The organism is Rhizobium sp. 05N430, from assembly GCF_056396985.1.
The window spans coordinates 553,914-567,335 of record NZ_JBFTMO010000002.1; the positions used below are offsets into that span (position 1 = coordinate 553,914).

At 62.3% G+C, this 13,422-nt stretch carries 12 protein-coding genes; 1 reads left to right on the forward strand and 11 read right to left on the reverse strand.

The genetic code is table 11. The features are described from left to right. Position 1: 1 nt before the first annotated feature. The 11 genes from cysW to AC1DJO_RS06410 all read right to left on the reverse strand — a co-directional run bounded on the left by cysW (position 2) and on the right by AC1DJO_RS06410 (position 11,732). A complete protein-coding gene (gene cysW / locus AC1DJO_RS06360) occupies positions 2 to 874 on the reverse strand; it encodes a sulfate ABC transporter permease subunit CysW (protein ID WP_112388494.1) in 873 nt (290 codons plus the stop codon). Beyond that, positions 864 to 1,721, reverse strand: coding sequence for a sulfate ABC transporter permease subunit CysT (cysT, locus tag AC1DJO_RS06365; RefSeq protein ID WP_112388493.1), 858 nt, complete (start codon positions 1,719 to 1,721; stop codon positions 864 to 866). Before cysT ends, cysW begins: the two co-directional genes overlap by 11 nt. An 8-nt stretch (positions 1,722 to 1,729) precedes the next feature. Then, a complete protein-coding gene (locus AC1DJO_RS06370) occupies positions 1,730 to 2,755 on the reverse strand; it encodes a sulfate ABC transporter substrate-binding protein (RefSeq protein ID WP_112388492.1) in 1,026 nt (341 codons plus the stop codon). 199 nt (positions 2,756 to 2,954) lie between these two features. Continuing rightward, on the reverse strand, positions 2,955 to 3,410 hold the full coding sequence (locus tag AC1DJO_RS06375) for a PTS sugar transporter subunit IIA (protein ID WP_112388491.1): 456 nt from the start codon (positions 3,408 to 3,410) through the stop codon (positions 2,955 to 2,957). Positions 3,411 to 3,448: 38 nt separating this feature from the next. After that, a complete protein-coding gene (locus tag AC1DJO_RS06380) occupies positions 3,449 to 4,141 on the reverse strand; it encodes a response regulator transcription factor (protein ID WP_477969518.1) in 693 nt (230 codons plus the stop codon). Beyond that, positions 4,138 to 6,846, reverse strand: a complete 2,709-nt coding sequence (locus AC1DJO_RS06385; RefSeq protein ID WP_112388489.1) for a sensor histidine kinase — start codon at positions 6,844 to 6,846, stop codon at positions 4,138 to 4,140. The genes AC1DJO_RS06380 and AC1DJO_RS06385 overlap by 4 nt, the downstream gene beginning before the upstream one ends. Positions 6,847 to 7,024: 178 nt before the next feature. Beyond that, positions 7,025 to 7,594, reverse strand: a complete 570-nt coding sequence (gene kdpC / locus AC1DJO_RS06390) for a potassium-transporting ATPase subunit KdpC (RefSeq protein WP_112388488.1) — start codon at positions 7,592 to 7,594, stop codon at positions 7,025 to 7,027. Between the two features lie 12 nt (positions 7,595 to 7,606). Then, positions 7,607 to 9,694, reverse strand: a complete 2,088-nt coding sequence (gene kdpB / locus AC1DJO_RS06395) for a potassium-transporting ATPase subunit KdpB (protein WP_112388487.1) — start codon at positions 9,692 to 9,694, stop codon at positions 7,607 to 7,609. Positions 9,695 to 9,739: 45 nt separating this feature from the next. Then, entirely contained in the window at positions 9,740 to 9,895 is a 156-nt protein-coding gene (locus tag AC1DJO_RS06400) for a hypothetical protein (protein WP_310291017.1), read from the reverse strand. A gap of 10 nt (positions 9,896 to 9,905) precedes the next feature. Then, entirely contained in the window at positions 9,906 to 11,609 is a 1,704-nt protein-coding gene (gene kdpA, locus AC1DJO_RS06405) for a potassium-transporting ATPase subunit KdpA (protein ID WP_112388486.1), read from the reverse strand. A 33-nt stretch (positions 11,610 to 11,642) separates the two neighbouring features. Beyond that, entirely contained in the window at positions 11,643 to 11,732 is a 90-nt protein-coding gene (locus AC1DJO_RS06410) for a K(+)-transporting ATPase subunit F (RefSeq protein ID WP_016556800.1), read from the reverse strand. A 421-nt stretch (positions 11,733 to 12,153) separates the two neighbouring features. On the opposite strand from AC1DJO_RS06410, the gene AC1DJO_RS06415 reads away from it, so the two are divergent. Then, complete coding sequence (locus AC1DJO_RS06415) at positions 12,154 to 13,194, forward strand: NAD(P)-dependent alcohol dehydrogenase (RefSeq protein WP_112388485.1); 1,041 nt, start codon at positions 12,154 to 12,156, stop codon at positions 13,192 to 13,194. Positions 13,195 to 13,422 lie beyond the last annotated feature (228 nt).

The window sequence follows — 13,422 nt, forward strand, 5'->3', positions numbered from 1 at the left end:
TTCAGTGCCGCCGGCTGGCAGCGATTTCCGCGCTGTATCGCATTTCGAGCAGCGTTTTCAAAACAAGAGTCACAAGGGCAAGCAGTGCAAGCAGTGTCGCGACGGCAAAGGCGCCGGTGAAATTATACTCGTTGTAGAGAATTTCCACCTGCAGCGGCATCGTGTTTGTCTGGCCGCGGATATGGCCGGAGACAACGGAGACGGCGCCGAATTCACCCATGGCGCGGGCGTTGCAGAGCAGCACGCCGTAGAGCAGGCCCCACTTGATGTTCGGCAACGTCACGTACCAGAAGGTCTGCCAGCCGCTGGCGCCGAGCGACAGTGCCGCTTCTTCATCGGCCGTTCCCTGTTCCTGCATCAGCGGGATCAGTTCGCGGGCGACGAAGGGGAAGGTAACGAACATCGTGGCCAGGATCAGGCCCGGCACGGCAAACAGGATCTTGATGCTATGCGCATCGAGCCATTTCCCAAGATAGGTGTTGGCCCCAAACAGAAGCACGAAGACAAGACCCGAGATCACCGGCGACACCGAGAAGGGCAGGTCGATCAGCGTCGTCAGAAACGCCTTGCCCTTGAACTCGAACTTGGCGATCGCCCAGGCAGCGGCAACGCCGAAGACGACGTTCAGCGGCACGCTGATGCCGGCGACGATCAGGGTGAGGCGGATCGCCGAGAAGGTTTCTGCATCCTGCAGCGCCTGGAAGAACGGCGGGACGCCCTTGCGGAAGGCTTCGACAAAGACGGCAGCCAGCGGCAGGAACAGGATCAGCAGCAGGAAGACCAGCGACAGCAGGATCAGCGCCCAGCGCGCCAGCCTGCTTTCCGTCACGACGGAGGCAACCTTCGGAGAGGCGGAGACAGTATCAAGCGCCATGTCCGTACCTCCGTCTGCGCCAGCTCTGAATGAGATTGATGACCAGCAGCATGATGAACGAGATGATGAGCATGACGGCCGCAATGCCGGTGGCGGCGGCGTAATTATACTCTTCGAGCTTGATGACGATCAGCAGCGGCGCGATCTCCGATTTGAACGGCAGGTTGCCGGCAATGAAGATGACCGATCCGTATTCGCCGACGCCGCGGGCGAAGGCGAGCGCAAAGCCCGTCAGTACGGCAGGCGCAAGGCCCGGCAGCAGGACGCGGGTGATCGTCTGGAAGCGGTTGGCGCCGAGCGTCGCCGCGGCCTCTTCCACTTCCTTGTCGATCTCCTCCATCACCGGCTGAACCGTACGCACCACGAAGGGCAGGCCCACGAAGATCAGGGCGACGACGATACCGGCCGGTGTGAAGGCGATCTTGATGCCGAGTGGCGCCAGAAACTGGCCGACCCAGCCGTTCGGCGCGTAGAGCGTCGTCAGCGCAATACCGGCAACGGCTGTAGGCAGTGCGAAGGGGAGATCGACCATGGCGTCGATGATGCGCTTGCCGGGGAAGCGGTAGCGCACCAGCACCCAGGCGAGGATGACACCGAAGACGGCATTGATGCAGGCGGCAATGAAGGCGCCGCCGAAGCTGATGCGCAGGGCATTCACAGTGCGCGGATCGAGCGCAATCGACAGGAACTTCTCCCAGCCGAGTTCGCTCGAACGCCATGCGAGCCCCGACAAGGGGATCAGGATCAGAAGGGTGAGCCAGGTCAAGGTTAAGCCGAGCGCCAATCCGAAACCCGGAATGACACTCGGCCGCTTCAACCGCCACCGTGAGGGGCTATGTGCGTTCATGAACTCTATTATTGGGCCGGCTTGTAGATCTGGTCAAATACCCCGCCGTCGCCGAAGAATTTCGGCTGGGCTTCCTTCCATCCACCGAAATCATCGATGGTGGCAAGCGTCAACTTCGGGAAGCGGGCGATATCTGCCGGATCGGCAGCTTCAGGCTTGATCGGGCGGTAGAAGTGCTTGGCAGCGATCTTCTGGCCTTCGTCCGAATAGAGGTAGTTCAGATAGGCTTCGGCAACCTTGCGGGTGCCCTTCTTGTCGACATTGCCGTCGACGATCGCAACCGGCGGGTCGGCACGGATGGAGAAGGCCGGGGTCACGATCTCGAACTGGTCGGGGCCGAGTTCTTCAAGCGAGAGATAGGCTTCGTTTTCCCAGGCGAGCAGAACGTCGCCGAGACCGCGCTGGACGAAGGTGGTGGTCGCTCCGCGTGCGCCGGTATCGAGAACCGGAACGTGCTGCAGAAGCTTGGTCACATAGTCCTGCGCCTTGGCTTCGTCGCCGCCATTTGCCTGCTTGGCCCATGCCCAGGCTGCCAGGAAGTTCCAGCGGGCGCCGCCCGAGGTCTTCGGGTTTGGGGTGATGACCTGGACGTCATCCTTGACGAGATCGGCCCAGTCCTTGATGCCCTTCGGGTTGCCCTTGCGGACTAGGAAGACGATCGTGGAGGTGTAGGGGGTTGAGTTATTCGGGAACTTAGTTTTCCAGTCGGTCGGGATCTTGCCGGTCGCCTTGGCGATCGCATCGATGTCGCCTTCCAGCGCCAGCGTCACGACGTCAGCTTCGAGACCATCGATGACCGAGCGGGCCTGCGCGCCGGAGCCACCATGGGAGGCCTGGATCGTGACCGCTTCACCGGTATCCTTCTGCCACTTGGCAGCGAAGGCGGCATTGAAGTCCTTATACAATTCGCGCGTCGGGTCGTAGGACACGTTGAGAAGCTGCTGATCGGCAAAAGCCGGAGCAACGGCGCCGATGGCAACGCTACCGGCGAAGACCGCAGCGGCGAGAAGCCTTGTGATCCGAGTTGACTGCATGAAAAACCTCCTTCGTTTCTGCAGTAAACTCTATCAACTTGGTCGTATAATGAAACGAACGTTCTTCCGGTTGGAACGTCGCTTTCTGGAATGTCATTTCATTTGCAAGAGGTTTCTGAAACGGACTTACCGGACAAGCCTTTGAACCACTGCCAATTCAATTGCAGAATAGATCGCAGGAATGGTTGTTCAAGGCCTGTCAGCTCCGGGAGTCGGCGATGAAATCGGAATAGAGCTCGTCGGCGCTGCGCGCCTTCCGCATCGATGCCAGCACCCCCTCGGACTGCAGGCGCCTCGCGATCGCCGCCAGCACGTTCAGATATTCGCCGCGATTGTTCTCGCCGAAGAGAAGCATGAAGGCGATATCGGTGGGCACATCGTCGATCGCCTCGAAATCGAGCGGTTGGGCGAAGCGGACCAGAAGGCCACGGGGGCTGGTCATGCCGGGGATCGATGCATGCGGAACGGCGATGCCGTTGCCGATGCCTGTCGAACCCAGGTTTTCGCGGGTTTCGAGCGCCCGGATGATCGCCTGCTCCTCGACGCCGAAGGCCTTTCCGGCCTTTTCCGCCATATTCTGGAGCGCGCGCCATTTCGTCGAGACCGAAACGCCGATAAAGGTGTGTTCCGGCAAGATGATGTCTGCAAGATTCATGTGATTTCCATTTGTCTTCGAAGAAGGCCTGCGGCCGCTCAGTCGGGCTCGCGAAGACGGTAACCGACCCCGGTCTCCGTGGTTATATAGTGCGGCTGATCGGGAACCTGCTCGACCTTTTGACGCAGCTGTCGGACATAGACCCTGAGATACTGCACATCGGCCGCCGGCCCCCAGACCTGTTTCAGCAGGAACTGGTGGGTGAGCACCTTTCCGGCGTGCTGGGCGAGCACGCGCAGGATGTCGTATTCCTTCGGCGACAGCTTGATCTCCCTGCCGTCAACCTTGACGATCCGCTTGACGATGTCGATCGACAGACCGCCGGTCTGGAAGATCGCCTTCTCGCCCTGCTGCTGCAGGCGATGTCGGAGTGCCACGCGGATGCGGGCGCCGAGTTCGGCAATGCCGAACGGCTTGGTGACATAATCATCGGCGCCGGTCTCCAGCGCCTTGACGATACCGGCCTCGTCGGTGCGGCTGGAGAGGATGACGACAGGCATGGTCAGCCCGTCGTCCCGCCACTCTTGCAGCAGGTCGTGCCCCGGCGTATCCGGGAGGCCGAGATCGAGAACGACGAGATCGGGCAGATCATCGACCACCGATTGCCGGRCGGCCAGCGCATTGGCGGCCTCGTGGACTTCGTAGCCCTGTGCTGTCAGTCCGACGCGCAGCAGCTTGCGGATAGGGGGCTCGTCATCGACGACGAGAATTTTGACGGGCGAACCGCTCATTTGAGTTCATCCAGTTTGAGAGTGTCATTGGGTCTGGGAAGCCGGATGGTGAAGACCGCGCCTGGGCGATCCTTCCGGTTTCCTGCCGTGATGGTGCCGCCCATGGCCTCGATGAAGCCGCGGCAGATGGAAAGCCCGAGCCCGGTGCCGGCGCGAACCTGATCGCCCTTGCGGACACGGTAGAAGGTGTCGAAGATGCGGTCGAGATCACCCTCGGGAATGCCGGGGCCTTCATCGGAGACCTCGAGCGCAACGCTGAAAGCGTCGGAGAAGCCGCGGATGCGGATCGTCGATGCTTCCGGCGCGTATTTGGCGGCATTGTCGAGCAGGTTGAACAGCACCTGCTCGAAAAGCACCGGATCGACCTTCACCATCGGCAGGTCTTCGGGAATGCTCATTTCCGTCCTGTGCCCGTCGAGGATCTTGGCGGCGCGGCGCAGTGCGCTTCCGGCAATGTCGCCTGCATAATGCAGCGCATAGTTCGGCTCCATGGCGCCGGATTCGATCTTGGTCATGTCGAGCAGGTTAGCGATGAAGCGGTTGAGACGCTCGGATTCATCGACGACGGTCGACAGGAGATCGTTGCGATCCTCCTCGGTCATCGAGCTCAGATAGTCGCGGAGCGTTCCCGCCGCACCAAGGATCGCCGCGAGCGGGGTTTTCAAGTCATGCGAGATCGAGGTGAGCAGCGCCGAGCGCAGGCGATCGGCTTCCGCCGCGAGCTTGGCGCGGTCGACATCGGCGACGAGCTGGACGCGTTCGATCGCAAGGGCCGCCTGATCCGCCAGCGCATCGAGCAGTCGCTGCTGCTCCGGTGTCAGCAACGGTCCGTCGCGCCGGTCGCTATCGAGGCCGATGACGCCGACGGCGGTGCGGCCGGTGCGTAGCGGCACATAGAGGCGCTTTGCGCCGGGCAACGTATCGGCGCCGCGGCCGGCGGCATGATTGTGCTCCCAGGCCCAGCGGGCGGCGGCGATATCGGCATCATCCAGCGTGTCATCGGGCGGATAACCGGCCTTCACGGCAATGCCCCCATCCTCGGGAAGCAGCAGCACGACGCGGACCTTCAGCATCGAGGCGATCTGGAACGCCGTCGCCCAGAGCACGTCATCCAGCGTGCCGGTTCCGGCGAGCTTCTTGGAGAAGAGGTAGAGATCTTCTGTCGTTCTGGCGCGCTGCCGTGCGGCCGCGGCCTGCCGCTGCACCGTTGCCGTCAGGTTGGAGGCGATGATCGCTACGCCGAGGAAGAAGAAAAGTGCGAGGACGCTCTCGGGGTCGCTGATCGTCAGCGTGTAGCGCGGCGGCAGGAAGAAGAAGTTGAAGGTCAGGGCACTGATGATGCAGGTATAGAGCGCTGGGCGCAGGCCGTGGATGACGGCCGAGGTCAGCACCGCCATCAGAAACACCAGTGCCAGATTGCGGACATCGAGCACCTGATCGAGCACGATGCCTGCGGCAAGCGCCACGACCACATAGCCCGTCGCCAGAATATAGGCGCGGATATCGAAGGCCGTGGCGGCGGAAGCAGCCTTCACACCGCTCTTGGCCGCCGTGTCCTTCTCGCTTCCCGAGATGACGTGGACGCTGATATCGCCAGCCCGGCGGATCAATTGGTCCGTCGCCGAAGGCTGCAGCCATTCCCGCCATGTCGGCTTCTTCGGCGAGCCGATGACGATATGGGTGACGTTGTTGGCGCCGGCATGGCGCAGCAGCTCTTCCGAGACCTCGCGGCCCGGCAGCGTCAACGCCTCGCCGCCGAGCTGTTCGGCCAGCCGCAGCGTCGCGGCAATCGTGTCGCGCTCGCCTTCCGTCAAATTGATCGAGCGATTGGTCTCGATATAGACGGCCGACCAGGGTGCGCGAAGCCGTGCTGCCATCCGCGAGGCGTAGCGGACCAGTGAGGCCGAGCGCGCGTGGTGATCGACGGAAACGAGCACGCGTTCGCCTGCCGCCCAGGGGCCGGAAATGGCGTGTGCCTGCATATGGGTCAGCAGCTGGTCGTCGACGCGCTGGGCAGTCTTTCGCAGTGCCAGTTCGCGCAGCGCCGTCAGGTTGCCGGGCGTGAAATAGTTGGTCAGCGCCCGCTCGGCCGTGCGCGCCACATAGACCTTGCCGTCATGCAGCCGCTTGATCAGGTCGTCGGGCGTCAGGTCGATGATCTCGATGTCGTCGGCAACGTCGATGACCGAGTCCGGCACCGTCTCGCGTACTCGGATGCGGGTGATCTGCGAGACGACATCGTTGAGGCTTTCGACATGCTGGATATTGAGCGTCGTATAGACATCGATGCCGCGATCGAGCAGTTCCCGGACGTCGAGATAGCGCTTCGGATGACGGCTGCCCTGAGCATTGGTATGGGCAAGCTCATCGACCAGCACCAGATCGGGCCTGCGGGCGAGGATCCCGTCGAGGTCCATTTCCTCGAGCGAATGGCCTTTGTAGGCGACCGCGACGCGCGGGATGATCTCGAAACCGGCCAGCAGCGCCTCGGTTTCCTTGCGCCCGTGGGTCTCGACCACGCCGATCACCACATCCAGTCCATCGGCAATTTTGGCACGGCCGGACACCAGCATCTCGTAGGTCTTGCCGACGCCGGGCGCGGCGCCGAGAAAGATCTTCAGACGGCCGCGTGTTTCACGCTCGGCGCGCTCAAGAAGGGCGTCGGGGGATGGCCGTGGATCGGTATCGCGACTGCTATCGGGCATGCGTGGTGGTCTTTCTCTGCGGTCCGCGCAAGCAGCCCTCTCATCCGACCCTTCGGGCCACCTTCTCCCCGAGGGGGAGAAGGTGAAGTGCCGCGTCGTTGCCACTCCTCCTCTCCCCTTGGGGAGAGGGTGGCCGAGCGCAGCGGAGGCCGGGTGAGGGGGCTATTCGCGCTGACATTCAACGCGTCATAGGTGCATCAAGTGCCATGTTCAACGCAAGCACATTGACCACAGGCTCACCCAGGAACCCAAGCTCACGCGCCTCGACGGCGGCATCCACCAGCGCCTTGACCTTCGCCTCGTCGAGACCACGGGCCTTGGCGACGCGGGCGACCTGGAAATAGGCGGCATCGGGGGTGATGTGGGGATCAAGCCCGCTGCCCGAGGCGGTGACGAGGTCGATCGGTACGTCGGCGCCAGGGTTGGTGGCCTTGGCCGCCTCGTAGTCGGTTTTGACGCGGTCGATCAGCTTCTGGCTGGTCGGGCCGAGGTTCGAGCCAGAGGACGAGGCGGCGTTGTAGCCGTCGCCCGCGGCCGACGGGCGGCCGTGGAAATACTTGTCGCTGGTGAAGGCCTGGCCGATCAGCGTCGAGCCGATGACGGTTCCGTCCTTCTCGATCAGGCTGCCGTTCGCCTGCTTGGGGAAGAGGGCCTGGGCCGCACCGGTCATCGCGATGGGGTAGAGCAGGCCGGTGATGGCGGTGGTGGCAACGATCATGACGATTGCCGGACGAAGTTCTTTCAACATTGCATGTGCTCCTTAGGCGAGACCGAGGGCCGTGATGGCCATATCGATCGCCTTGATGCCGATGAACGGGACGACGATGCCGCCGAGACCGTAGATGACGAGGTTGCGGGACAGCAGAGCGCCGGCGCCGATGGCGCGGTATTTCACGCCCTTGAGCGACAGCGGGATCAGCGCCACGATGATCAGCGCATTGAAGATGATCGCCGACATGATGGCGCTCTGCGGCGTGGCGAGGCCCATGATATTCAGCACGCCGAGCTGCGGGTAGAAGGTCAGGAACATCGCCGGGATGATGGCGAAATACTTGGCGATGTCGTTGGCGATCGAGAAGGTCGTCAGCGCGCCGCGGGTCATCAGCAGCTGCTTGCCGATCTCGACGATCTCGATCAGCTTCGTCGGGTCGCTGTCGAGGTCCACCATGTTGCCGGCCTCGCGGGCGGCCACCGTCCCGGTGTTCATGGCGACGCCGACATCGGCCTGGGCAAGCGCCGGGGCGTCGTTAGTGCCGTCGCCGCACATGGCGACGAGCTTGCCCTTGGCCTGTTCCTCGCGGATCAGCGACAGCTTGTTTTCAGGGGTCGCCTGGGCCAGGAAGTCATCGACCCCGGCTTCGGCGGCGATCGCGGCTGCGGTCATCGGGTTGTCGCCGGTGATCATCACGGTGCGGATGCCCATGCGGCGCAGTTCGGAGAAGCGCTCGCGGATGCCGCCTTTGACGATGTCCTTCAGTTGGATGACGCCGAGCAGCTTGCCGTCGCGGGCAACCGCAAGCGGCGTGCCGCCGGCCTTGGCGATCTCGTCGGCAATAGCCTGGAGTTCGCGCACGACATCGGTCTCGGGACGGAGAGCGATCGCAGCATTGCCGTTGGACGGCGCATTGTTGGCGCCGACATAGGTCAGCACGGCTTCGACCGCACCCTTGCGGATCGAAGAGCCGCCGATATCGACACCGCTCATGCGGGTCTGGGCGGTGAAGGGAACGAAGGTCGCCTGCAGGCTGGCCATATCGCGGCCGCGGATCGCATATTTCTCCTTTGCCAGTACGACAATGGAACGGCCTTCAGGTGTCTCGTCGGCGAGCGAAGCGAGCTGCGCCGCATCGGCCAGTTCCTGTTCGGTGACGCCGCGGACCGGGCGGAAGCTCGTGGCCTGACGGTTGCCGAGCGTGATCGTGCCGGTCTTGTCGAGCAGCAGCGTATCGACGTCACCAGCGGCTTCGACGGCGCGGCCGGACATGGCCAGCACGTTGAAGCGGACGAGACGGTCCATGCCGGCAATGCCGATGGCCGAAAGCAGCGCGCCGATCGTGGTCGGGATCAGCGTCACGAAGAGCGCAACCAGCGTGATGATCGGGATCGAGCCGCCGGCATAGGCGGCAAAGCTCGGGATCGTCGCGGTGGCGAGGACGAAAATCAGAGTCATGCCTGCGAGCAGGATATTGAGCGCGATTTCGTTCGGGGTCTTCTGGCGCTCCGCGCCTTCGACGAGCGAGATCATCCGGTCGAGGAAGGTCGAGCCGGCGGCTGCTGTGATGCGGACACGGATGACGTCCGACAGAACCTGCGTGCCGCCTGTGACGGCCGAGCGGTCGCCGCCGGACTCACGGATGACAGGGGCGGATTCACCGGTGATCGCTGCTTCGTTGACCGAGGCGACGCCCTCGACGACTTCGCCGTCGGACGGGATGATGTCGCCGGCCTCGACCAGAACGAGATCGCCGACCTTGAGGCTCGTGCCCGGCACCATGCGGTAGCCGGAGCCGTTATTGGCGGTCAGAAGCTTGGCCTGCGTTTCGGTGCGCGCCTTGCGCAGCGAATCCGCCTGTGCCTTGCCGCGGCCCTCGGCAACGGCTTCGGCGAAGTTGGCAAATAGCACGGTGAACCAGAGCCAGAGATTGATCTGGAACGAGAAACCGAGATTGCCGCCGCCGGTGGCGATATCGCGGATGAAGAGGATGGTGGTCAGCGCCGAGACCGTTGCCACGACGAACATGACCGGATTGCGGGCCAGCGTGCGCGGGTTGAGCTTTTTGAAAGCGGCGCCGACAGCCGGAATGAGGATGCGACTATTCAGGATACTCGCGGATTTTGCCTGGCTCATAAGAGACTCCAGCTTGAAAGAGTGAGGCGGAACCGGCCGGGCCGGTCAGCCATGAAAAAGTCTGAGAACGGCGGCCGCGACGAGCAGGCCAGCCAGCATCAGCAGGATTGCGTCGGTCCCGCGCAGGCCGGGCCTTGCCCCACGCCCCGGCGAACCGTGGCGTGGGTGGATCGATTTGCGGAATGCGTGACGGATGATCATCGGCGTCACCTCAGAACGTCTGCCCTGCGATCATCACCAGGTGCTCGACGACAGGGCCGAGGGCCAGCGCCGGGAAGAAGGTGAGGCCGCCGACGATCAGGATCGTGCCGACGAGCAGGCCGACGAAGAGCGGGCCGTCGGTCGGGAACGTGCCTGCGGAGGCCGGTACCGTCTTCTTGCTGATCAGCGAGCCAGCGATCGCAAGCGCCGGCACGATGACCAGGAAGCGGCCCATCAGCATGCCGATGCCGAGCGTGATGTTGTACCAGGGCGTATTGGCCGTCAGGCCGCCAAAGGCGGAACCATTGTTGGCCGCAGCCGAGGTATAGGCATAGAGGATTTCCGAGAAGCCGTGCGGACCAGCCGTGCCGACCGAGGCGACGGCAGACGGCAGGACGCTGGCGATTGCCGTAAAGACCAGCATGGCGAGTGGCAGGCAGAGGATAGCGAGAACGGCCATCTTCATTTCCTTCGCCTCGATCTTCTTGCCGAGATACTCAGGCGTACGGCCAACCATCAGGCCGGCTACGAAGACGGCGACGATGATGAACAGCACGATGCCGTAGAAGCCCGCGCCGACGCCACCGACGATGACTTCGCCAAGCTGCATGTTGATGAGCGGGATCAGGCCGCCGAGTGCGGTGAACGAGCCGTGCATAGCATTGACCGCGCCGCAGGAGGCCGCCGTGGTGATGACAGCGAAGAGCGAGGACATGGCGACGCCGAAGCGGACTTCCTTGCCTTCCATGTTGCCGCCTGCAAGCCCGAGCTGATGCATCAGCGGGTTGCCCGCGGCTTCCGCCCAATAGGTGATGCCAACGCCCGCGAGGAACAGGATGCCCATCGAGGCGAGGATCGCCCAGCCCTGACGCTGGTTTCCGACCATGCGGCCGAAGACGTTGGTGAAGGCCGCGCCGATCGCGAAGATCGACAGCATCTGGATCATGTTCGAGATGTTGTCGGGGTTTTCGAACGGATGGGCCGAGTTGGCGTTGAAGAAGCCGCCGCCGTTGGTGCCGAGCATCTTGATGGCAAGCTGCGAAGCAACAGGGCCGAGCGCGATCGTCTGCTTGGCGCCTTCGAGCGTCGTCGCATCGACATAGGGGCCGAGCGTCTGCGGCACACCGAGCCAGACATAGACAAGCGTCAGCACGATGCAGGCAGGCAGGAGCACGTAGAGCGTGGCGCGGATCATATCGACCCAGAAATTGCCGATCGCCTTGCCCGAGGCGCGCGAGAAGGCGCGGATCAGGCCGATGGCGATCGCCATGCCGGTTGCGGCAGAAACAAAGTTCTGCACGGTCAGGCCGGCCATCTGCGACAGATAGGACATGGTGCTTTCGCCGCCATAGCTCTGCCAGTTGGTGTTGGCGACGAAGCTGGTGGCGGTGTTGAAGGAGAGCTCCGGCCCGACCGCGGTCATCCCGGCCGGGTTATAGGGCAGGATGTCCTGGAAGCGCAGCAGCAGATAGAGGACCAGCGTGCCGAGCAGGTTGAACATCAGCAGCGAGAACGCATAGGAGGTCCAATGCTGCTCCTCGCGGTCGCTGGTGCCGGCAAGCGCATAAAGTCCCCGTTCCACCGGAACGAGGACGGGGGAGAGCAGCGTGCGCTCTCCGCTGAAGACGCGCGTCATGTAACCGCCGAGCGGTTTGACGAGCGCAATGAGGATCCCGCAGAAGACGAGGATCTGTAGCCATCCGTTGAGGGTCATGGGAGGAAACTTTCGGGTATCCGGCCGGCGCTATCAGAAGCGCTCGGGGCGGATGAGGGCGTAGGTGAGGTAAACGGTGAGGAAAACGGTCACGGCGCCGCTCAGGATATAATCGAGGGTCATCGTCGCTCTCCTTCAGAGCCTGTCGCAGGCGCGGGTATAGGCAAAGCAAAGTCCGAAAAAGACTATCGCGGTGCCCAGTAGAATGATATCCATCATGATCTTGACTCCTGGTGTTCTTGTTGGAGTCAGACAAGACAAGGGCGCCGTTCCCTTGGGATCGGCACCTTTATGCTTTCTGGCGTGGAGATAATCGGTTTGATCTCTCGGGCATTAATATGCGGCCGAAGCGCATTAAGGTTCGAGACGCGCCAGGTGGCGCCAATATAAAAATCTTATAAATGCCTTTATGCACCAAGGTGAGCATTTCGTCGCGCTGTGAGCAAAAGCTGAAATACCGCGATTGAATTTCGCCTGCGGGCGGTTCTATAGTCTGGACCAACGGCGCAGTTGAATCGTAAGCGCCACAGGGAAGGAAACCGCCATGACCAAAGTCCGTGCTCTCGTTCTGGAGCGTCAGCATGAGCTCGCGCTTCGCGACATCGATCTGCCGATGGATACGGGCCCCGGCCAAGTGAAGATCAAGATCCATACGGTCGGCGTCTGCGGTTCGGATGTGCATTATTACACCCACGGCAAGATCGGCCCCTTCGTCGTCAACGAGCCGATGGTGCTCGGCCACGAGGCAGCGGGAACGGTGATCGAGGTCGGCGAGGGCGTCACGCATCTGAAGATCGGCGACCGCGTCTGCATGGAGCCCGGCATTCCCGATCCGAATTCCAAGGCGAGCCGCCTCGGCATGTACAATGTCGATCCGGCCGTGACCTTCTGGGCGACACCGCCCATTCATGGCGTTCTGACAGCCGAGGTCGTTCATCCCGCCAATTACACGTTCAAGCTGCCTGACAATGTCAGCTTTGCCGAGGGCGCGATGGTCGAGCCCTTTGCCGTTGGCATGCAGGCGGCGTCGAAGGCGAAGATTGCGCCTGGCGATACCGCCGTGGTGCTCGGCGCCGGTCCGATCGGCACGATGGTCGCGATCGCTGCCCTTGCCGGCGGCTGCTCGCGTGCCATCGTCGCCGATCTGGCGCAGCCGAAGCTCGATATCGCCGCCCAGTATCAGGGCGTCATTCCGGTCAATATCCGTGAGAAGAGCCTTGCCGAAGAGGTATCGCGGCTGACGGATGGATGGGGCGCCGACGTGATCTTCGAATGCTCCGGTTCGCCGAAGGCATGGGAGACGATCATGCAGCTGCCGCGTCCGGGCGGCGTCATCGTCGCTGTCGGTCTGCCGGTCAATCCGGTTGGTTTCGACGTCTCGACTGCCTCGACCAAGGAAATCCGTATCGAGACCGTGTTCCGCTACGCGCATCAATACGAGCGGTCGATCGCGCTCCTCGGTTCCGGGCGTGTCGATCTCAAGCCACTGATTTCCGAGACCTTTGCCTTCGAGGATTCGATCAAGGCTTTCGATCGCGCCGTTGAAGCGCGCCCGGATGATGTGAAGCTACAGATTGTCCTGTGATCGTACAAATCTCGTATAGGCTGCTTTAGATTAGAAAGATCTAATGCACGTGAGAACAACCAAAGAACGAATCCTGTACGTTTCCGTCAACTATCCCTATTATTAGGGATGGTTCACAAGGCGTATGGCTACGAGTATGAATTCCTCACGTTAGGTTGTTGGATGCCATTGGTAATGCCCGCGCAAGATTCATTAGCAATTATTGATATATGTATCTGAGCGGGGAAA

Excerpts from the sequence above, each read along its gene's own strand:
- cysW (WP_112388494.1), bottom strand. The coding sequence starts at position 874 with ATGGCGCTTGATACTGTCTCCGCCTCTCCGAAGGTTGCCTCCGTCGTG.
- cysT (WP_112388493.1), bottom strand. The coding sequence starts at position 1,721 with ATGAACGCACATAGCCCCTCACGGTGGCGGTTGAAGCGGCCGAGTGTC.
- AC1DJO_RS06370 (WP_112388492.1), bottom strand. The coding sequence starts at position 2,755 with ATGCAGTCAACTCGGATCACAAGGCTTCTCGCCGCTGCGGTCTTCGCC.
- AC1DJO_RS06375 (WP_112388491.1), bottom strand. The coding sequence starts at position 3,410 with ATGAATCTTGCAGACATCATCTTGCCGGAACACACCTTTATCGGCGTT.
- AC1DJO_RS06385 (WP_112388489.1), bottom strand. The coding sequence starts at position 6,846 with ATGCCCGATAGCAGTCGCGATACCGATCCACGGCCATCCCCCGACGCC.
- kdpC (WP_112388488.1), bottom strand. The coding sequence starts at position 7,594 with ATGTTGAAAGAACTTCGTCCGGCAATCGTCATGATCGTTGCCACCACC.
- kdpB (WP_112388487.1), bottom strand. The coding sequence starts at position 9,694 with ATGAGCCAGGCAAAATCCGCGAGTATCCTGAATAGTCGCATCCTCATT.
- AC1DJO_RS06400 (WP_310291017.1), bottom strand. The coding sequence starts at position 9,895 with ATGATCATCCGTCACGCATTCCGCAAATCGATCCACCCACGCCACGGT.
- kdpA (WP_112388486.1), bottom strand. The coding sequence starts at position 11,609 with ATGACCCTCAACGGATGGCTACAGATCCTCGTCTTCTGCGGGATCCTC.
- AC1DJO_RS06410 (WP_016556800.1), bottom strand. The coding sequence starts at position 11,732 with ATGACCCTCGATTATATCCTGAGCGGCGCCGTGACCGTTTTCCTCACC.
- AC1DJO_RS06415 (WP_112388485.1), top strand. The coding sequence starts at position 12,154 with ATGACCAAAGTCCGTGCTCTCGTTCTGGAGCGTCAGCATGAGCTCGCG.